The organism is Burkholderia torrens (assembly GCF_984668525.1).
The window spans coordinates 235,003-253,402 of record NZ_OZ480211.1 but is presented as its reverse complement, the minus strand read 5'-3'; the positions used below and the strand labels follow the sequence as shown (position 1 = coordinate 253,402).

General features: G+C 66.8%; 19 protein-coding genes. 7 read left to right on the top strand and 12 right to left on the bottom strand.

The features are described from left to right. Window positions 1–5: 5 nt before the first annotated feature. The 3 genes from AC5LXX_RS01090 to AC5LXX_RS01080 all read right to left on the bottom strand — a co-directional run bounded on the left by AC5LXX_RS01090 (window position 6) and on the right by AC5LXX_RS01080 (window position 1,963). Window positions 6–806, bottom strand: a complete 801-nt coding sequence (locus tag AC5LXX_RS01090; protein WP_493410240.1) for a BON domain-containing protein — start codon at window positions 804–806, stop codon at window positions 6–8. A gap of 17 nt (window positions 807–823) precedes the next feature. Then, window positions 824–1,408: an SIS domain-containing protein gene (locus AC5LXX_RS01085; protein ID WP_322082095.1), complete on the bottom strand. Its 585-nt coding sequence runs from the start codon at window positions 1,406–1,408 to the stop codon at window positions 824–826. A 126-nt stretch (window positions 1,409–1,534) separates the two neighbouring features. Beyond that, a complete protein-coding gene (locus AC5LXX_RS01080; protein WP_322082195.1) occupies window positions 1,535–1,963 on the bottom strand; it encodes a YraN family protein in 429 nt (142 codons plus the stop codon). Between the two features lie 46 nt (window positions 1,964–2,009). Here AC5LXX_RS01080 and rsmI point away from each other — a divergent pair, with 46 nt between their 5' ends. Further along, complete coding sequence (gene rsmI / locus AC5LXX_RS01075) at window positions 2,010–2,897, top strand: 16S rRNA (cytidine(1402)-2'-O)-methyltransferase (RefSeq protein WP_322082096.1); 888 nt, start codon at window positions 2,010–2,012, stop codon at window positions 2,895–2,897. Between the two features lie 100 nt (window positions 2,898–2,997). On the opposite strand, the gene AC5LXX_RS01070 is transcribed toward rsmI, so the two are convergent. Further along, window positions 2,998–3,606 carry a septal ring lytic transglycosylase RlpA family protein gene (locus tag AC5LXX_RS01070; protein WP_322082097.1) on the bottom strand — a complete coding sequence of 203 codons (609 nt, stop codon included), beginning with the start codon at window positions 3,604–3,606 and terminating at the stop codon, window positions 2,998–3,000. Window positions 3,607–4,261: 655 nt separating this feature from the next. On the opposite strand from AC5LXX_RS01070, the gene AC5LXX_RS01065 reads away from it, so the two are divergent. From AC5LXX_RS01065 to AC5LXX_RS01055, 3 genes are all read left to right on the top strand, one after another. Beyond that, window positions 4,262–4,906, top strand: a complete 645-nt coding sequence (locus tag AC5LXX_RS01065; RefSeq protein WP_493402068.1) for an MBL fold metallo-hydrolase — start codon at window positions 4,262–4,264, stop codon at window positions 4,904–4,906. Further along, window positions 4,903–5,562, top strand: a complete 660-nt coding sequence (locus AC5LXX_RS01060; protein ID WP_493410239.1) for a 3'-5' exonuclease family protein — start codon at window positions 4,903–4,905, stop codon at window positions 5,560–5,562. Before AC5LXX_RS01065 ends, AC5LXX_RS01060 begins: the two co-directional genes overlap by 4 nt. 79 nt (window positions 5,563–5,641) lie before the next feature. Further along, entirely contained in the window at window positions 5,642–6,112 is a 471-nt protein-coding gene (locus AC5LXX_RS01055) for an Lrp/AsnC family transcriptional regulator (RefSeq protein WP_006477376.1), read from the top strand. Between the two features lie 51 nt (window positions 6,113–6,163). Here AC5LXX_RS01055 and AC5LXX_RS01050 read toward each other — a convergent pair whose 3' ends face one another. The 3 genes from AC5LXX_RS01050 to AC5LXX_RS01040 all read right to left on the bottom strand — a co-directional run bounded on the left by AC5LXX_RS01050 (window position 6,164) and on the right by AC5LXX_RS01040 (window position 8,873). Then, complete coding sequence (locus tag AC5LXX_RS01050) at window positions 6,164–7,321, bottom strand: cation diffusion facilitator family transporter (RefSeq protein ID WP_493410238.1); 1,158 nt, start codon at window positions 7,319–7,321, stop codon at window positions 6,164–6,166. A gap of 241 nt (window positions 7,322–7,562) precedes the next feature. After that, complete coding sequence (locus AC5LXX_RS01045) at window positions 7,563–7,856, bottom strand: H-NS histone family protein (RefSeq protein ID WP_006491875.1); 294 nt, start codon at window positions 7,854–7,856, stop codon at window positions 7,563–7,565. A gap of 357 nt (window positions 7,857–8,213) precedes the next feature. Then, window positions 8,214–8,873, bottom strand: coding sequence for a HugZ family pyridoxamine 5'-phosphate oxidase (locus AC5LXX_RS01040; protein ID WP_493410237.1), 660 nt, complete (start codon window positions 8,871–8,873; stop codon window positions 8,214–8,216). Window positions 8,874–9,095: 222 nt separating this feature from the next. Here AC5LXX_RS01040 and AC5LXX_RS01035 point away from each other — a divergent pair, with 222 nt between their 5' ends. Further along, entirely contained in the window at window positions 9,096–10,313 is a 1,218-nt protein-coding gene (locus AC5LXX_RS01035) for an MFS transporter (protein ID WP_493410236.1), read from the top strand. 94 nt (window positions 10,314–10,407) lie between these two features. Here AC5LXX_RS01035 and AC5LXX_RS01030 read toward each other — a convergent pair whose 3' ends face one another. Both AC5LXX_RS01030 and AC5LXX_RS01025 read right to left on the bottom strand, forming a co-directional pair. Further along, window positions 10,408–11,550 carry a branched-chain amino acid ABC transporter substrate-binding protein gene (locus tag AC5LXX_RS01030; protein ID WP_124456588.1) on the bottom strand — a complete coding sequence of 381 codons (1,143 nt, stop codon included), beginning with the start codon at window positions 11,548–11,550 and terminating at the stop codon, window positions 10,408–10,410. A gap of 418 nt (window positions 11,551–11,968) precedes the next feature. Further along, window positions 11,969–13,051 carry an NAD(P)H-dependent flavin oxidoreductase gene (locus AC5LXX_RS01025; RefSeq protein ID WP_493410235.1) on the bottom strand — a complete coding sequence of 361 codons (1,083 nt, stop codon included), beginning with the start codon at window positions 13,049–13,051 and terminating at the stop codon, window positions 11,969–11,971. A 223-nt stretch (window positions 13,052–13,274) separates the two neighbouring features. Here AC5LXX_RS01025 and AC5LXX_RS01020 point away from each other — a divergent pair, with 223 nt between their 5' ends. Next, window positions 13,275–13,967: a dienelactone hydrolase family protein gene (locus tag AC5LXX_RS01020; protein ID WP_493410234.1), complete on the top strand. Its 693-nt coding sequence runs from the start codon at window positions 13,275–13,277 to the stop codon at window positions 13,965–13,967. Between the two features lie 82 nt (window positions 13,968–14,049). Then, the gene (locus AC5LXX_RS01015) at window positions 14,050–15,528 is read left to right on the top strand and encodes an amidase (RefSeq protein WP_493410233.1); all 1,479 of its coding nucleotides are present in this window, start codon (window positions 14,050–14,052) and stop codon (window positions 15,526–15,528) included. A 117-nt stretch (window positions 15,529–15,645) separates the two neighbouring features. Here AC5LXX_RS01015 and metF read toward each other — a convergent pair whose 3' ends face one another. From metF to ahcY, 3 genes are all read right to left on the bottom strand, one after another. Then, a complete protein-coding gene (gene metF / locus AC5LXX_RS01010; RefSeq protein WP_006484036.1) occupies window positions 15,646–16,476 on the bottom strand; it encodes a methylenetetrahydrofolate reductase [NAD(P)H] in 831 nt (276 codons plus the stop codon). Window positions 16,477–16,510: 34 nt separating this feature from the next. Further along, complete coding sequence (locus tag AC5LXX_RS01005; RefSeq protein WP_006477367.1) at window positions 16,511–16,864, bottom strand: phage holin family protein; 354 nt, start codon at window positions 16,862–16,864, stop codon at window positions 16,511–16,513. Between the two features lie 96 nt (window positions 16,865–16,960). Beyond that, the gene (ahcY, locus tag AC5LXX_RS01000; protein WP_124456934.1) at window positions 16,961–18,379 is read right to left on the bottom strand and encodes an adenosylhomocysteinase; all 1,419 of its coding nucleotides are present in this window, start codon (window positions 18,377–18,379) and stop codon (window positions 16,961–16,963) included. Window positions 18,380–18,400 lie beyond the last annotated feature (21 nt).

Here is an 18,400-nt window from a genome sequence, read left to right as displayed (position 1 = left end):
GCTCGTCATTGCTTCGGCGCCTTCGGGTTGCCCGGGTGCACGTTCGACGAATTCGAGATCGGGGCCGGCGACTGCAGCGGCGCGGACTGCACCGACGCGTCGGGCACGGCGCCGACCGTCGCGCTGTCGGTCGGCGCGGCGGCAGCCGGCACGCCGGACGCGCCGCTCGCGGGCGACGCATCCTGCAGCGCCTGCGCGTCCTGCGGCTTCACGTACTGGAACACCTTCACGACTTTCTCGACACCCGGCACCTGGCTCGCGGCTTCCGCGCCGCGATTGCCTTCGTCCACCGTCACGAGGCCCATCAGGTAAAGGTTGCCGCGTTCGCTGACGACCTTGTAGTAGTTCGCCGAGATGCCCTTCGTCGCGATCAGCTCGGACTTCACGCGCCCTTCGAGATACGAGTCGTTCGCGCGCGACGACAGCGACGACGCCGGCTCGACCGACAGCTCGTTGATGATGCCGTTCACGTTGTTGATGCCGCGCACGATTTCCTCGGCACGCTGCTTCGACGCATCGTTCGGCACTTCACCCGTCAGCAGCACGCGGCGGTTGAACACCGTCACGTTCACGTGCGACTGGTCCGGCAGCCCGTTGTTGATCTGCGAGAGCGACTTGACCTGGATCTCGCGGTCTTCCGTCTGCGCGCCGAGCGTCCGGCGATCGGTCGCGATCAGCGCGCCGCCGCCGGCCGCTGCGCCCACGACTCCGAGCACACAACCCTGCAGCGACACGGCAAGGCCCGCGGTCAGTGCGGCGAGCAGCGTGGTTCTGACGAGCGTCTGTTTGACGCGGCTTTGATTCATCGACGGCTCTCCTTCGTTCAATCCTCACCCAGCAGCATCGCGTCGATGCCGTCGCACAGGCAGTGGATGGTCAGCAGATGGACTTCTTGAATGCGTGCCGCGCGAACGGCGTGCACGCTGATCGGAATATCGGTATCGGACAGCGCGGCCGCGACTGCGTGGCCGTTGCCGCCCGTCAGCGCGACGACGGTCATCTCGCGCTCGTGCGCCTCGTCGATCGCCGCCAGCACGCGCGGCGACGCGCCGCCCGAATCGAGCACCAGCAGGATGTCGCCGGTCTGGCCGAGCACGCGCACCTGCTGCGCGAACAGCTGCTCGGCGGCCACCGCACCCATGAGGCCGGCCTGCGACGCATCGGTGGCCAGCGCGATCGCGGGCAGGCCCGGACGCTCGCGCTCGAAGCCGCCGACGAGCGACGCGGCGAGATACTGCGCGGCGGCGGCCGACGGGCCCTCACCGCACGCAACGATCTTGTTGCCGTTCGCCAGCGCGGCGAACATCGCATCGACCGCGGCTGCGATCGGCAACGACAGTGCGTCGGCCGCTTCGGCGTGAAGCGCGGCGCTGTCGTGGAATTGTTGCTGAATACGTTCGACTGACATCGATTCCTGGTGAACTGGGCGCGTGGCACATATCGCGCGACATCATGGGTGCGGCGAGTTTACCGTACTCCGGCACGCTCTCCGGGGGTCCGGCAAGAACTCTTTACATCTCGTCACACGTCGCGGCTACGCATCGTCGGTACGAAATGCGTCGCGCAGCCACGCGAGCCGGCCGGCCTCGAACGCGACGACGTCGAACCGGCACGCGGCACCGGCACCATGCCGCGCCCAGAACTGCAGCGCCGCCGCGACGAGACGCCGCCGCTTGCGCCAGCCGACGCTCGCGGCCGCACCGCCGTGCCGGACACTGCGCCGTGCGCGCACCTCGACGAACACCAGCATGCCGTCGGGCTCGCGCATCACGAGATCGAGCTCGCCGCCGCGCATCGTCACGTTCGCCGCGACGAACCCGAGGCCGCGCCGCTCGAGAAACTGCCGCGCGCGCTGCTCGAACGCGGCGCCGACCGGTTTGGATCGCGCCGCGCCGGAAAAGTTGTCGCCCGCGCGCGCCAAACCGCGCCCGTCGCCCGGGCCGGCCGGCGCCGCGTGGCACAATGCCGACCTTGTTCCGCTTGCGCCGCGATTGCGTGCATTGCCTGCCATGACTGCCCTCCTCGAACTCGCGCATACGCAGCACTACCCGGACGCCGCGCTTTACGTGGTCGCCACGCCGATCGGCAATACGGCCGACATCACGCTGCGCGCGCTGCACGTGCTCGGCCTCGCCGACCGCATCGCGGCCGAAGACACCCGCAACACGGGCCAGCTGCTCGCCCGCTACGGGATCTCGAAGCCGCTCCTGGCCGTGCACGAGCACAACGAACGCGAAGCCGCGCAGCGCGTGATCGAACTGCTGCGCGGCGGCGAACGCGTGGCCTACGTATCGGACGCCGGCACGCCCGGCATCTCGGACCCCGGCGCACGGCTCGTCGACGCGGTGCGCGCGGCCGGCTTCGCGGTGATCCCGCTGCCGGGCGCGAGCGCGGCCGTGACCGCGCTGAGCGTGGCCGGCGACTGGGCCGGCGCGTTCACGTTCGCGGGCTTCCTGCCGCCGAAGGCCAAGCAGCGCGCAACCGCACTGCAGGCGCTGGTGTCGCATCCGTATGCGCTGGTGTTCTACGAAGCGCCGCATCGGATCGCCGAAACCGTCGCCGCGCTCGCCGATGCGTTCGGCCCCGCGCGCCGGCTGCTGATTGCGCGCGAACTCACCAAGCTACACGAGCAGCTGTTCCAGGGCACCCTGGCCGAAGGACAGACCTGGCTGGCCGGCGATGCGAACCGGCAGCGCGGCGAGTTCGTGCTGGTCGTCGAAGGCGCGCCGGCGGCGAGCGGCGAAGCCGACGACACCGCGCACGACGCGCTGCTCAAACTGCTGCTGGAAGAAGTGCCGGTGAAGAGCGCGGCCAAGCTCGCGGCCGCGCTGACGGGCGCCTCGCGCAACACGCTGTATGCGCGTGCGCTCGCGCTGAAGGAAGGGAAGGAAGGCTGACGCGCGACATTGCCGCGCCGAAACGATAAAGGGCTGCCGGAAGGCAGCCCTTTGTACTTGATGCGTGATCCCTGAATGCGTGAGCGGACGATCCGCCGCGTTACTTCGCCGAGATCGAGGCGAACATTTCGTCGCGTGCCTCGCGCGCTTCCTGCGGCGACAGCCCTTCGATCTTCACGCGGCCCGTGCCGGCGTGCACGAGGCCGATCACCTTGGCAGCGGCATACGACAGGTCGAGCACACGGCCGCGCTTGTACGGCCCGCGATCGTTGACCTTCACGACGACCCACTTGCCGGTCGACGAGTTCGTCACCTTGATGTACGACGACAGCGGCAGCGTGCGGTGCGCGGCGGTGAACGCGTTCATGTTGAAGCGCTCGCCGTTCGCGGTGCGGCGGCCGTGGAAATCCCGCCCGTACCACGACGCGCGGCCCATTTGGCGGAAGTCGGACACATCCTTGCCGTCGATCGGCTCGGCGTCGGCCAGCGACGACTTCTTCGCGTCCTTGCTGTCTGTAGCCGGCATCGATGCCAGCGCGGAATCGAAATTGAGTTGCTTGTCGGCGTCCGCCTTCGCGGCAGCGGCCGTCTTGTCGACTGCGTTCTTCTGGTTCGCGCTGCTGGTGGTCTGGCTGGGTGGCACCGCACAGCCCGTCAGCGCAAAAAATAATGCAATGGTCCCGAATCGACTCGGAAAACGTAAATTCATCGACGTGTCGCCTTCTGGTTCGGGCCGCTCCTTCACGACGCTGCGTCACTACGCAGGCACGCGGCCCGGACGGCAAATGCGTGCACGCCCCGCTCGGATGCGAGCAGGCGGCTAGCATGGGCGCGGCTTTCGTCTATGCCGCAACCGTCCTGATTAGTTTTCACGTCTGGCGCAACCTGTCCCCAACAGCCTGACCAGACCCCGCATGCCGCCATCGAACATGGTTTCACGTTCGCGCGCGTCGATACGACCAACGCACGGGAACGGCGGCACAGGCCTCATCCGGCGGCGCGGCAGCTGGGCCGCAAGGCGGGCGCGCAGCACCCGGCCGGACAAGACGTGAGCACCGAATATCGGTGCTGGATACACCGCCGGACTCCCCGGCGGCTGATGCTTGACGGTGAATCGGACGCCTCTTTTAACGGGGCCGAAACACCAGCGAATGGCATGAAATTCACGCGCAATGGAGCGCATTATACATAAATCAAAACCTTGTCTCGAAAAGGACCCCCGGCGGACCATTGATTCTCACTATGGCTGTAACAATCGACATGCTCGGGGAATGCCCGCATCCGCGCGTCGCGGCACGCGCCGCACGAACGGCAGGCGGCGCGCGCGACCGGTACAATCGCTCCTTTTAGCCGCCGGTGCCTCCATGAAAGTCACGCTCATTCCGGTCACGCCGTTCCAGCAGAACTGCTCGCTGCTCGTCTGCGAGAAAACGGGCCGTGCCGCCGTCGTCGATCCGGGCGGCGATCTCGACCGGATCCAGCAGGAAGTCGCGCGGCAGAACGTGCAGGTCGAGAAAGTGCTGCTCACGCACGGGCACATCGATCACTGCGCGGGCGCGAAGACGCTCGCGACGCACTACGGCGTACCGATCGAAGGGCCGCAGGAAGAAGAACGCTTCTGGATCGAGAAGCTGCCGATGCAGAGCGAGCGCTTCGGCTTCCCGGCCGCCGACACCTTCGAGCCCGACCACTGGCTGAACGACGGCGACACCGTGCAGTTCGGCGACGAGACGCTCGAGGTCTATCACTGCCCGGGCCACACGCCCGGCCATGTCGTGTTCTTCAGCCGCGCGCATCGCGTCGCGATCGTCGGCGACGTGCTGTTCGCCGGCTCGATCGGCCGGACCGATTTTCCGCGCGGCAACCACGAGGATCTCGTCCGTTCGATCAAGGAAAAGCTGTGGCCGCTCGGCGACGACGTCACGTTCGTGCCGGGCCACGGCCCCGTGTCGACGTTCGGCGACGAGCGCCGCACGAACCCGTTCGTGTCCGACAAGGTATTCGGATGAACCAGACCGCCATCCCGGAAATCTACGTCAGCACCGACGTCGAGGCCGACGGCCCGATTCCCGGCCCGCACTCGATGCTCAGCTTCGCGTCGGCCGCCTATACCGAGGACAAGCAGCTGATCGCGACATTCTCGGCCAACCTCGAGACGCTGCCCGGCGCGCAGGCGCACCCGGTGCAGGAAGCGTGGTGGAAGACCGAGCCCGACGCGTGGGCCGCGTGCCGGCGTGACCTGCAGGCGCCCGAGGCGGCGCTGATCGCGTACGTCGACTGGGTCGAGGCGCTGCCCGGCAAGCCCGTGTTCGTCGCGATGCCGGCCGGCTTCGATTTCACGTTCATGTTCTGGTACATGATGCGCTTCGCGGGACGCTGCCCGTTCTCGTGGTCCGCGCTCGACATCAAGACGCTCGCGTTCGCGATGACGGGCCTGCCGTACCGCAAGGCGATCAAGCCGCGCTTTCCGAAGCACTGGTTCGACGACCATCCGCATACGCACGTCGCGCTCGACGACGCGATCGAGCAAGGCGCGCTGTTCTGCAACATGCTCGCCGACCTGCGCCGGCAGCAGGCCGCGCTCGCAGGCCTCGCCGTGTCGGACACCGATCGGTCGGACAATGCGGGGGCGGGACAAAACCCCACGGATCCGCGAGCAAATTAGCGAATCTCGCTCACCAGCGCCACGCCAGATTGCCTTTCCTTTTCCGGCCCTCTAACATTCAGCATGTTGTTGCTGCCGCATGGAGGCGCAGGTGACGCTCGATTCCTTTTCGCAAAAAATCCTTCGCCTGTTGCAGCTCGACGCGCGCCGTTCCGTACAGGAAATTTCCGACCAGGTCGGCCTGTCGAGCACGCCGTGCTGGCGCCGCATCAAGGACATGGAACAGTCAGGCGTGATCCAGCGCTACACGGCGCTGCTCGATCGCGAGAAGCTCGGCCTGCACGTCTGCGCGCTCGCGCACGTGCATCTCACGCGCCACAACGAAGGCGGCGTCGAGCAGTTCGAGCGCGAGATCGCGACCTGCCCGGAAGTCACCGAGTGCTACAGCACGACGGGCGAAGCCGATTACATCCTCAAGATCGTCGCGCCGGACATCAAGGCCTACGACGTGTTCCTGCACGAACGCATCTTCAAGATCCCGGCCGTGTCGCAGGTGCGCACGAGCGTCGTGCTGCGCGAAATCAAGTTCGACACGCAACTGCCGCTGTAACACGCGGGCCGGCCCGGCTGGCGCTCGGCGAGCGCAATTGCCGGCCGCCGGTCACGCCTGCGCGGGCATCGCACGCGTGAAGCCGATCCGGCGCGCGCCGAACTCGCGCTCCAGTGCGCCGACGTCGATCCGGCCGGCGAGCGCCGCATCGGGTTCGTGCGGATCGCTGGCGAGCGTCACGTCGATCTCGAGCCCCGTACTCAGGTAATGCAGGTTGATCGCCGTCGCCTGCAGGCCGCGCTGCGCGAGCGCGGCCTCGAGCCGTGCCGCGATCTCGCCGCGCGGCGGCAGCGCGAGCGCCGGGCGCCGCGCCGCGTCGTTCTCCGGGTCGACGTGGATCAGCGCATCGAGCACGCGCGGGTCGGCCAGCACGCGCGCACGCGCGGTCTCGGCAATGTAGTGCCCTTCGGAGACAGAGATCTTCGGATCGACGAGGATGTGCGCGTCGACGAGCGCGGCATCGCCCATCTTGCGCGTACGCAGGTCGTGCACGTCGCGCACGCCCGGCGTCGCCGCGAGCAGCGCGCGGATCTCGGCCGTGTCGGCCGTGTCGAGCGCGCGGTCGGACAGGTCCTGCAGCGCGTCATAGCCGAACGTCCAGCCCATCCGCGCGACCATGAAGCCGACGATCGCGGCCGCGATCGGATCAAGCAGTTTCACGCCGGCCAGGCTGCCGACGATGCCGATGGCGACGACCAGCGACGACGCGGCATCCGAACGTGCATGCCACGCGTTCGCGACGAGCATCGCCGAACGCACGCGCCGCGCCTCGCGCAGCATGTAGCGAAACAGCGCCTCTTTCGACACGAGCACCGTCAGCGCGACGATCAGCGCGGAGAAATGGACGGCCGGAATGTTTTCGAGATTAACGAGGCGATCGCCGGCACGCCAGAGCATGCCGATCCCGACCGCAATCAGGATCGCGCCGAGAAACAACGACGCGACCGTCTCGTAGCGGCTATGGCCGTAATTGTGGTCGGCATCCGGCGATGCACCGCTGTGGCGATTCGCAACCAGCACGACAAAATCCGAGATCAAATCGGATATCGAATGCACGCCGTCGGCAATCAATGCCTGCGAATGCGCAATCGTACCGACGACGATCTGAAATGTCGCAAGCACGACATTCAGCACAATACTGACGAGCGTGCTCTTGCGCGCAACGGCGTGCTTATCTGCGCTCTGCGCGTCGCCGGAAAACGTGGACATGAAATATGAGATATCGGTGAGCGATACGCAATTCTATCAAACGCGCCTCGCGAACCCGCCCAATACCCACAAATTTCTTATTTAAATCAATCGCTTATGCGAACGTGTCGCATTTTCATTCACATTGAATCATTACATTTTCATGACAATGCGTGCACACCGGCGGTGCCCGGAAACAAAAAAGCCGCGCTCCTGAACGGATACGCGGCTCTTTTGAAGCGCAGGCGACTTAAACAAACGCTTAAATCGCAAACTGCTCGCGGTTCTTGCCGGCAATCCAGCGCGGCGGCTTGCCACGGCCCGACCACGTCGCGCCCGTTTCCGGATCGCGGTACTTCGCGGCCACGCCGGCGCGCGGACGGCCAACCTTGCCTGCCTTCGCGCGGCTGAGACCGAGTTCGGCGAGCGAAAAGCCGTAGTCGGCAATTTTCTGCTTCACGTCATTCAGCACTTCAGCGTATTCACGCGACTTCGCTTCTTCGATTTGCTTCTCCAGCTTCTCCCGCTGGGCCAGCAGGTCCTTGTAAGAAGACATAGTTTCCCTTTCTATCTGACTAATGGCGCCGGTCTGCAGCCAGCTCACCATTCATGAAATATATGTGCCTCGGATTTTCGAAGGCAGAGATTAGCACAAAAAAGATTTGATAGAAGCGAGATTCACGAAAATCCCGAGACCAATTGTAATTCGCACATGTCAATTTGACCGGCCGCGGCCTTTTCTCAAATTTTTACGTCCTCGTACAGAGATTAGGACATTAGCGATTGTCTATTAGGTCTATCAACATACGCAATTACCCTGTATTCGGGAAAATAGAAGCTTTCATCGGACGACAGTTTTGCTAAAAATCACATGACGTGGTTTGCTAAACGGACAAGTCACTGACCCGCGACGTCACGTCACAGCGCGTGCGCATGCAAGCAGCCGGTCGCGCAGCGCGCCGATATCGGCCGACAGCGCATCGAATGGCGTGCGCACGCGGCGGCCGTCGTATCGCCAGTCGGCGCCGTGACGATCGACGCCGAGCAAGTCGAGCCCGTCGCGCCGTGCGTCGCCGGCGTCGTAGGCATTCCACAGCGCCTGCTCGTCGTCGAACGCGAGCGGCGGCCATGCGCCGAGATGCGTGCCTTCGACCCAGCCCATCCGCCCGAACCCGCCGATATAGCGGAGCCGCTCGATATCGAGCGCCCAGAACGAGAAATCGCCGAGTGCGAGATAGCGCGCGGCGTCCGGCTCGTAGCGCAGGTAGCGCGCAGCGGCATGCGGATCGTCGCCGAGCGGCACGAACCGGCCGAGCAGCGTCGCGCGCTCGGCATTCAGCACGTCGCCGTCCGGCGCGTCGACGACCAGGAAGCCCGACCGCGGATCGGCGGCGAGATTGCGCGTGTGCTCGGCCAGGCCGCTGACGAGGATCACGGGCCGATGGCTTGCATCGGGCGCAAACGGGACGACCGTCGGATACGGGAAACCCTGCGGTTCGCGCGTATGGGTGGCGAGCGTGCCGAGCGCGCAACGGTGCAGCAGATGCAGCGCGAGGGCGGGATCGATGTTCAAGAGGACTCCTGCGGTCGAAGGGCGGCGCGTCGTTCATGCCGCATGCACTTCGATGTTACCCGCCGATGCGGCGCGCCGCGCGTCGGCCAGACGGCCGATGCGGTCCGGTCGGCCGATCGTCGCCGAATGGGCAGCGCCCGGCAGGATCGTAAGCGGTTCGATAGAATCGGACAATTCCGACGGACGCCGCGTGCGTCCGTGCATTTTCTGACGAGCCTTCCCGTGTCCGAATCCTCTTCTCCGCAGTCGTCGTCCCCGTTCGCCGCGCCGCCCGCCGCGCATCGCGCGCTGCCGCTGCCGGCCCGCCAGCGCGCGCGCACGGCGTCGATGGCGCTGTTCTTCGTCGCCGGCATGATGTACGCGTCGTGGGGCGTGCACGTGCCGACCGTGCGCGACAAGTTCGCGCTGAGCCCCGGCCTGCTGTCGATCGCGCTGTTCGCGGTCGCCGGCGGCTCGATCGCCGCGATGCTGACCGTCGCGCGCTGGATCACCCGCGTCGGCTCGCGCACCGCGTGCCTCGCCGGCGGGCTCGTGATGGCCGCGTGCGCGGCGCTGATCCTCGTCGTGCCCGACTACGGGATGCTGCTCGCGGTGCTCGCGCTGTTCGGCTTCTCGATGGCCACGCTCGACGTCGCGATGAACGCCGAGGCCAGCGCGGTCGAGATCGCGCTCGGCAAGCCGATCATGTCGTCGCTGCACGGGATGTTCAGCATCGGCGGGATGTCGGGCGCGGCCGCCGGCGGCGCGCTGCTGTCTGCCGGCATGGCGCCGGCCGTGCATCTCGCGCTCGCGGCGGCCGTGAGCGCCGCGGTGCTCGTGGCCGCCAGCCCGGCCGTGCTGCCGCAGGTGCCGCACCACGAACACGCGCACGGCGGCGGCAATCGCTGGCGCTCGGCCGCGTTGTGGATGCTCGGCGGCATCGCGCTGATTGCACTGATCGCCGAAGGCGCAATGTACGACTGGGCGACGGTCTACATGCGTGACGTGGTCGCGGCGAGCCCCGCGCTCGCGAGTGCTGCGTATGCGGCGTTCTCGGGCGGGATGGCCATCGCACGCTTCGCGGGCGACGCCGTGCGTGCGCGCTTCGGCGCGCCGCAGCTCGTGTTCGCGAGCGCGTCGCTCGCGTGCGCGGGGATGATCGGCGCGCTGCTGCTGCCGAATCCGGTCGTGGTGCTGACCGGATTCACGCTGATGGGCCTCGGCCTCGCGAACATGATGCCCGTGCTGTTCGCCGCCGCCGCGCGCGTGAAGGGCATCCATGCGGCCGAAGGGCTCGCGCACGTGGCCGGGCTCGCGTATTTCGGACTGCTGTTCGGTCCGGTCATGATCGGTGCGGTCGCGCAGGCCGCGAACCTGACGATCGGCCTGTCGGTCGTCGCGCTGTGCGCGGCGCTCGTCGCGATCATCGCGCCGAAGGTGCTCGCGCACCTGAAGATCTGACCGCACGGCGCCGGCCGGGCCGAACGGCCAAAAAGAAAGCGCGCATGCGTTGCCGCATGCGCGCTTTCACCCCTTCTGTTGACCGCTCGTCGCGTTACATCTTCACTTCGTCGAGCAGCGACTTCTTGCCGCTCTTGTAGTTGTACAGCGAGATCACGCCGTGCTGCAGGTCGCCCTTCGAGTCGAAGGTCGTCGTGCCGATCACGCCCGTGTACTTCGTCGCCGGCATCGCCGCGAGGATCTTCGCCGGATCCGTCGAGTCCGCGCGCTTCATCGCGTCGGCGATGATGTACACGGCGTCATACGTGAACGGTGCGTAGATCTGGATCGGCTGGCCGAAGCGCTTCTCGTACTTCGCCTTGAACGCGCCGCCGCCCGGCATCTTCTCGAGCGAAGCACCGGCTTCCGAGCACACGATGTTGTCGGTCGCGTCGCCGGCCAGGTCGGCCAGCTTTTCCGTGCACACGCCGTCGCCCGCGAAGATCTTCGCGCGCAGGCCGAGCTGCTTCGCCTGCTTCGCGAACGGGCCGCCGGTGGCATCCATGCCGCCGTACATGATCGCATCAGGATTCTCGCCCTTGATCTTGGTCAGAATCGCGCGGAAGTCGACTGCCTTGTCGTTCGTCGCGTCGTGCGACAGCACCTTCAGGCCGAGCGCCTTCGCCTTCTTCTCGAACTCGTTCGCGAGACCCTGGCCGTATGCGGTCGAATCGTCGACCACCGCCACGCTCTTGACACCCTTCGAGTGCGCGTAGTTCGCCAGTGCCGGGCCCTGCTGCGCATCGGTCGCGACCACGCGATACGTGGTCTTGAAGCCTTGCTGCGTGTAGGCCGGGTTGGTCGCCGACGGCGAGATCTGCACGATGCCCGCATCGCTGTAGATCTTCGAGGCCGGGATCGACGTACCCGAGTTCAGGTGGCCGACCACGGCGACGACCTTGTCGTCGACGAGCTTCTGCGCAACCTGCGTGGCCTGGCGCGGGTCGGCCGCGTCATCCTGCGGGTCCAGTTGCAGCGTAATTTTCTGGCCGCCGACCGTGAGACCCTTCGCGTTGATCTCTTCGACTGCGAGACGTGCGCCGTTTTCGTTGTCCTTGCCCAGGTGTGCAATGCCGCCCGTCAACGGCGCGACGTGGCCGATCTTGACGACTTGATCGGCGGACGCGTTGCTTGCAGCTGCAGCACACAGCATCGCCGCTGCGGTGATCGGCAACAGCTTTTGCATCTTGATATTCATGTAAGTCTCCAGTTCGGTCCCAATAAACGCCATCGCCCGGTGCCCCGCTGCCATCCCTGTGTTTGCAATCACTGGACGATTCGCCGGTTGCATCCTTCATGCACTTGGCCTCAAGCACGTGAAAAACAGCCGCTTTTAGCAGCCGCCCGTCCGTACTTGCGCGCAAGTGTAGGTGATCAAATTAATTTGTGGGACTTTTTTGGGGTAGTGGTAACACTACTGATATGCACGCTTTGGAATGAAGACTCGAATATCGTCGCAAGCCCCGCCGGATAAGGGTTTCCGCTAGTTTTCGGCAGCTTGCCGAAAGGTCGATTCAATCGATTCCCGGGGCATTTCGATTCGGTATTTTGTGCGCGGGATCATTGAATGAAACGCGCGTGACAACGCGCGCGTTTCATCGTCCGATATGAACGATTCAGGCGAACGACGCACGCCATTCCGCGTCGAGCGCCGCGACGAGCTGCGACGTCGTCAGCGCATCGCCGCGCCGCCGCGCGAGCGGCGCGCCCTGCCCGGCCCACAGCGACAGGTAGTCGCCGTCGTTCGCGCGCGCGGCCGCCTGGCGCAGCGGCTGCGTCAGCGCGTTCTGCACCGGGTACGGCGCGACGTCGGCCACGTGTTCGCCGAGCCGCGCCATCAGCGTGTTGCGCAACCCGCGCGCGTGGCGGCCGGTGATCGCGCGTGTGACCTGCGTCGACGTATCGGTGCTCGCGAGCAGGCGCGCCTTCCAGTCCGCCGCGATCGCGCTTTCCGCACAGGTGAGGAACGCGGTGCCGAGCTGGGCGCCCTGCGCGCCGAGCGCGAGCGCGGCCGCGATCCCGCGGCCGTCCATGATGCCGCCCGCGGCGAGCACGGGCAGGCCGGTCGCGTCGACGAGCTGCGGCACGAGCGCGAGCGTGCCGATCAGCGCATCGTCGGCGGAACCGATGAACGTGCCGCGATGGCCGCCCGCCTCGGCACCCTGCGCGGACAGCGCATCGGCGCCGGCCGCCTGCCACGCGAGCCCTTCGGCCACGTGCGTCGCGGTGCCGATCACATAGGTGCCGGCCGCCTTCAGGCGCGCGACGTCGGCCGCGTCGAGCACGCCGAACGTGAAGCTCGCGACCGGCACGCGCAGCGCGACGAGTGCATCGAGCTGCGCGCGGAAGTCGGGCGCGTAGCGGGCCGGCGCCGTGCCCGGCGGCAGGCCGAGCGTCGCGTTCAGCGGGTCGATCGCGGCCAGTGCGCGCGCGACGGTCGCCGCATCGGGCGCGGCGTCATCGGGCAACACGAACAGGTTGATCGCGAACGGGCGATCGGTTGCCGCGCGGATCGCCGCGACTTCGGCCTCGATACGCTCGGGCGCGAGCGCGCCGGCGCCGAGGCTGCCGAGCGCGCCGGCGTTCGATGCGGCGGCGACCATCGCGGTCGTGGTCGCGCCGACCATCGGCGCCTGCACGAGCGGCAGGCGCAGGCCGAAGCGTTCGGAAAAGGCGGTGGAAAACAGACGGGCAGACATGGCGAATCCTTCGATGACGATGCGCGAAAGCGCTTTGTAAAGGCCGGCACTTCGACTCTATCGAAGCGGCGCAGCGCCGAAAAATGAATAATCGAGATCGAAACGATCGCTGCGCGAGAAGCGGGTGTGTGCACTGCAGCACCCGACGATTGGTGGCACACTAGGCCGCCCTCTTTCACCCCGGGGTGCGCATCGCGCATCCCGTTCGCCAGGAGTTCAGAACGTGACTGCCCAATGGATCGACATCCCGACCGGTAACGACAGCTTCGGCGGCTATCTCGCGCTGCCCAAGCGCGGCAAGGGCCCTGCCGTCATCATCATCCAGGAGATCTTCGGCGTGAACTCGCACATCCGCGCGGTCGCCGAGCAATACGCGTCCGACGGCTTCGTCGCGCTCGCGCCGGACGTGTTCTGGCGCACGCAGCCGCGCGTCGAGCTGACCTACGACGGCGCGGATCGCGACAAGGGCATCGAGCTGATGAAGAAGACCGACGTCGGTCTCGCGGTGGCCGACATCGGCGCGGCGGCCGACGCGTTGCGCGCGCGCCCCGAAGTGGCCGGCAAGGTCGCCGCGATCGGCTACTGCTTCGGCGGCCAGCTCGCGTACCGCGCGGCCGCGACCGGCAAGCTCGACGCGGCGGTGTCCTATTACGGCGGCGGCATCCAGAACGCACTCGACCTCGCCGGCAAGGTCACGCAGCCGATCCTGTTCCACTACGCCGAAAACGACCACGGCATCCCGCTCACGGCCGTCGACCAGGTGAAGGCCGCGTTCGCCGGCCACGGCCACGCGTCGTTTCACGTGTACCCGGGCGCCGAGCACGGCTTCAACTGTACGGACCGCGCGTCGTACAACCAGCGCGCAGCGGCGCTCGCGCACGGCCGCACGCTGACGTTCCTCGCCGAGCACCTGTAAATAACGCCCGGCCGCGGACCCGGCGCGCCGGGCCCGCGTTATGCTCCCATCATCGCCACGTGTCACGACGGGGGTGACTGCGATGCACTCGGACTATCTCGCGCATGACGCAACCGGCCTCGCGGCGCTCGTGCGCGACCGCAAGGCCAGCCCGCGCGAACTGCTCGACGCCGCGATCGGCCAGGCCGAAGCGGTCAACGGCGCGATCAACGCGATCGTGCTGCAGGATTACGAAGCCGCGCGCCAGCGCGCGACCGCCGCGCCCGAACCCGGCGCCGACGCGCCGTTCACGGGCGTGCCTTATCTCGTCAAGGATCTCGGTGCGGCCGTCGCCGGGCTGCCGCTGTCGATGGGCAGCCGGCATTACCGGTATTTCGTGCCGGCCGACGATTCGCCGGTGATTGCACGCAGCCGCGCAGCGGGCCTGAACGTGTTCGGCAAGACCAATACGTCGGAAATCGGCCAGATGCCGTACACCGAACCCGAGTTGTTCGGCGCGTGCCGCAACCCGTGGAATCTCGACCACACGCCCGGCGGCTCAAGCGGCGGCGCCGCGGCGGCCGTCGCGGCCGGCATCGTGCCGCTCGCGCATGCGTCCGACGGCGGCGGCTCGATCCGCATCCCCGCATCATGTTGCGGGCTGTTTGGCCTGAAGCCGAGCCGCAACCCGGCACTCGTCGACCTGCCGTCGAACGGCGAGCTCGTCGTCCAGCATGCGATATCGCGCAGCGTGCGCGACAGCGCACTGCTGCTCGACGTGACGACCGGCCAGACGCTGCCGGCCGGCGCGCCCGGCACCTTCCTCGGCGCGCTCGACACGCCGCCCGGCCCGCTGCGGATCGGTTTCGTCGTCGATCCGATGCTCGCACCGGCGCTCGCCGACGACACGCGCGCGGCACTCGACGATGCGGCCGCGCTGCTCGAATCGCTCGGCCACCATGTCGAACCGGCGACGTTGAACGTCGACTACGCGCGAGCGGCCGAGACCTTCCTCACGCTGTGGGCGACGATCGCCGAGGAAATGGTGCTCGGCGCGCGCGAGCTGACGGGCCGCACGCCGCGACGCGGCGAATTCGAGGCCGCGACGTGGGCGATGGCCGTGGTCGGCCGGCGCCTCGCGCGCACGCGCCTGCCGGACGTGCTCGAATGGCAGCGCCAACTGACCGTGCAGGTGTCCGGCCTCGTGTCGCGCTACGACGCGATCCTGTGCGCGTCGCTCGCCGCGCCGCCGGTGAAGATCGGCGAGCTGCAGCCGACGCCGTTCGAATCCGCGCAGATGAAGCTGCTTGCCGCGCTGCCGGTGAAACCGCTGCTGAAGGAAATGCTCGCGAAGTCGTCGGAGAAGGCGTTCGCGTGGGCCGGCTGCACCGAGCTGTTCAACCTGACCGGCCAGCCGGCGATGTCGGTGCCGCTCTACTGGAATGCGCGCGGGCTGCCGATCGGCGTGCAGTTCGCCGCGCGCCACGCCGACGAAGCGTTGTTGCTGAAGCTCGCGCGGCAGCTCGAACAGGCGCGGCCGTGGTTCGACCGCCGCCCGCCGCTGATGCAGGCGCAGCGCTGACGCGGGCAAGCGCCTCCGCCGCACGTCACGCATCAACCGTCACGACGAAAAAAGCCCCGCCGGCGAACCCGGCGGGGCTTGTGCGCATGCAACCGCGTGACCGCGCCTTGACCGCGCTTACACGGCGAGCCGTTCGCAGATCGTCCGCGTGGCGGTTGCCGCGTTCAGCGTGTAGAAGTGCAGGCCCGGCACGCCCGCATCGATCAGGCGCTGGCACAGGCTCGTGACGACGTCCGCGCCGAACGCGCGGATCGACTCGCGATCGTCGCCGAAGCTCTCGAGCCGGCGCGCGACCCAGCGCGGCACTTCGGCGCCGCACATCTCGGAGAAGCGCATCAGCTGCGAGAAGTTCGTGATCGGCATGATGCCCGGCACGATCGGCACGTCCACACCGAGCTTGCGCGCATCGTCGACGAAGCGGAAATACGCGTCCGCGTTGAAGAAGTACTGCGTGATCGCGGAATTCGCGCCGGCTTTCACCTTGCGCGCGAAATTCTCGAGATCGGCCTTCGGCGAGCGCGACTGCGGGTGGTACTCCGGATAGCCGGCGACCTCGATGTGGAACCAGTCGCCATGCTCGGCGCGGATGAAGCTGACGAGCTCGGACGCATAGCGCAGCTCGCCGACCTCGCCCATCCCCGACGGCAGGTCGCCGCGCAGCGCGACGATGTGCCGGATGCCGTGCGAGCGGTACTGGTCGAGGATCGCGCGCAGGCTGTCGCGCGACGAGCCGATGCACGACAGGTGCGGCGCGGCCTCGAGGCCGTCCTTCTGCATGTCGAGCACGGTATCGAGCGTGCCTTGCTGCGTCGAGCCGCCGGCGCCGAACGTCACGGAGACGAATTTCGGCTTCAGCGGCAGCAGCTGCGCACGCGTCGCGCGCAGCTTCTCGACGCCGTCCGCCGTCTTCGGCGGGAAGAATTCAAACGAGAGTTCGATCGGTTTCATGATTCGATGGGGTTGGGCCTGCGCCCGCCAGCCCTCAGCCGATGTCGCGCTGGCCGAAGATCAGGGCGGACAGCAGCCACGACACGATGCTGTACAGGATCGAACCGAAGAACGCGGACCAGAATCCCGACACCTCGAAGCCCTTCAGCAGCGACGATGCGAACCAGAAGCACAGCGCGTTCACGACGAGGATGAACACCCCGAGCGTGACGATCGTCACGGGCAGCGTCAGCAGGATCAGCACCGGACGGATCACCGTGTTGATCAGGCCCAGCACGACCGCGATGATCAGCGCGGTGCCGAAGCTCTTGATGTGGATCGACGGCACGAGATACGTGATGATCAGCAGCGCGAGCGCGTTGATGACCCAGGTGAGGATGACGCTCATGGAGTGCTCCGGTTCGGTGGTCGATCGGTACGATCGATGAGCGCCGCCGCGCCGTGCGCCCGCAACGAGCGCGCACGGTGCGGCGGCGGCCGCGCATCAATAGCGGTAGTGGTTCGGCTTGAACGGGCCGTCCTTCTGCACGCCGATGTACGAAGCCTGCTCGTCCGACAGCACGGACAGGTTCGCGCCGATGCGCGCGAGGTGCAGGCGCGCGACCTTTTCATCGAGATGCTTCGGCAGCACGTACACCTTGTTCTCGTACTCGTTGCCGCGCACGAACAGCTCGATCTGCGCGAGCGTCTGGTTCGCGAACGAGTTCGACATCACGAACGACGGGTGGCCGGTCGCGCAGCCGAGGTTCACGAGGCGGCCTTCCGCCAGCAGGATCACGCGCTTGCCGTCCGGGAAGATGATGTGGTCGACCTGCGGCTTGATGTTTTCCCACTGGTACTGGCGCGTCGACGCAACGTCGATTTCCGAATCGAAGTGGCCGATGTTGCAGACGATCGCGTTGTGGCGCATCGCCTTCATGTGATCGTGGTTGATCACGTGGTAGTTGCCGGTGGCCGTCACGAAGATGTCGGCCTTGTCGGCCGCGTATTCCATCGTCACGACGCGGTAGCCTTCCATCGCCGCCTGCAGTGCGCAGATCGGATCGATTTCGGTGACCCACACGGTCGCGCCAAGGCCGCGCAGCGACTGCGCGCAGCCCTTGCCCACGTCGCCGTAGCCCGCGACGACCGCGACCTTGCCCGCAATCATCACGTCGGTCGCGCGCTTGATGCCGTCGACCAGCGATTCACGGCAGCCGTACAGGTTGTCGAACTTCGACTTCGTGACCGAATCGTTCACGTTGAACGCCGGGAACGGCAGGCGGCCGTCCTTTTCCATCTGGTACAGGCGGTGCACGCCGGTCGTGGTTTCTTCGGTCACGCCCTTGATGTGCGCGAGGCGCTTCGAGTACCAGGTCGCGTCGATGTCGAGGTGCGCAGCGATCGACTTGTACAGCGCGACTTCTTCCTCGTTGGTCGGCTTCGCGATCACCGAACGGTCCTTCTCGGCCTTCGCGCCGAGGATCAGCAGCAGCGTCGCATCGCCGCCGTCGTCCAGGATCATGTTCGCGAATTCGCCGTTCGGCCATTCGAAGATGCGGTGCGAGAATTCCCAGTACTCGTCGAGCGACTCGCCCTTGAACGCGAACACCGGCGTACCGGCTTCGACGATCGCGGCCGCCGCGTGGTCCTGCGTCGAGAAGATGTTGCACGACGCCCAGCGGACGTCCGCGCCGAGCGCCTTCAGCGTCTCGATCAGCACGCCCGTCTGGATCGTCATGTGCAGCGAACCGGCAATGCGCGCGCCCTTCAGCGGCTGCTGTGCCTTGTATTCGTCGCGGATCTGCACGAGGCCCGGCATTTCGGTCTCGGCGATGTTGAGTTCCTTGCGGCCCCAGCCGGCCAGCGCCATGTCGGCGACGACGTAATCGTGGGAAGCCTTGGAATCGATAATGGCGTTCATCACGCCCTCCTTTCTAAAAAG

What these genes read in the sequence shown, in the direction of transcription:
- AC5LXX_RS01090 (WP_493410240.1), bottom strand. Translation starts at nt 806, where the DNA reads ATGAATCAAAGCCGCGTCAAACAGACGCTCGTCAGAACCACGCTGCTC.
- AC5LXX_RS01085 (WP_322082095.1), bottom strand. Translation starts at nt 1,408, where the DNA reads ATGTCAGTCGAACGTATTCAGCAACAATTCCACGACAGCGCCGCGCTT.
- rsmI (WP_322082096.1), top strand. Translation starts at nt 2,010, where the DNA reads ATGACTGCCCTCCTCGAACTCGCGCATACGCAGCACTACCCGGACGCC.
- AC5LXX_RS01070 (WP_322082097.1), bottom strand. Translation starts at nt 3,606, where the DNA reads ATGAATTTACGTTTTCCGAGTCGATTCGGGACCATTGCATTATTTTTT.
- AC5LXX_RS01065 (WP_493402068.1), top strand. Translation starts at nt 4,262, where the DNA reads ATGAAAGTCACGCTCATTCCGGTCACGCCGTTCCAGCAGAACTGCTCG.
- AC5LXX_RS01060 (WP_493410239.1), top strand. Translation starts at nt 4,903, where the DNA reads ATGAACCAGACCGCCATCCCGGAAATCTACGTCAGCACCGACGTCGAG.
- AC5LXX_RS01055 (WP_006477376.1), top strand. Translation starts at nt 5,642, where the DNA reads ATGGAGGCGCAGGTGACGCTCGATTCCTTTTCGCAAAAAATCCTTCGC.
- AC5LXX_RS01050 (WP_493410238.1), bottom strand. Translation starts at nt 7,321, where the DNA reads ATGTCCACGTTTTCCGGCGACGCGCAGAGCGCAGATAAGCACGCCGTT.
- AC5LXX_RS01045 (WP_006491875.1), bottom strand. Translation starts at nt 7,856, where the DNA reads ATGTCTTCTTACAAGGACCTGCTGGCCCAGCGGGAGAAGCTGGAGAAG.
- AC5LXX_RS01030 (WP_124456588.1), bottom strand. Translation starts at nt 11,550, where the DNA reads ATGAATATCAAGATGCAAAAGCTGTTGCCGATCACCGCAGCGGCGATG.
- AC5LXX_RS01025 (WP_493410235.1), bottom strand. Translation starts at nt 13,051, where the DNA reads ATGTCTGCCCGTCTGTTTTCCACCGCCTTTTCCGAACGCTTCGGCCTG.
- AC5LXX_RS01015 (WP_493410233.1), top strand. Translation starts at nt 14,050, where the DNA reads ATGCACTCGGACTATCTCGCGCATGACGCAACCGGCCTCGCGGCGCTC.
- metF (WP_006484036.1), bottom strand. Translation starts at nt 16,476, where the DNA reads ATGAAACCGATCGAACTCTCGTTTGAATTCTTCCCGCCGAAGACGGCG.
- AC5LXX_RS01005 (WP_006477367.1), bottom strand. Translation starts at nt 16,864, where the DNA reads ATGAGCGTCATCCTCACCTGGGTCATCAACGCGCTCGCGCTGCTGATC.
- ahcY (WP_124456934.1), bottom strand. Translation starts at nt 18,379, where the DNA reads ATGAACGCCATTATCGATTCCAAGGCTTCCCACGATTACGTCGTCGCC.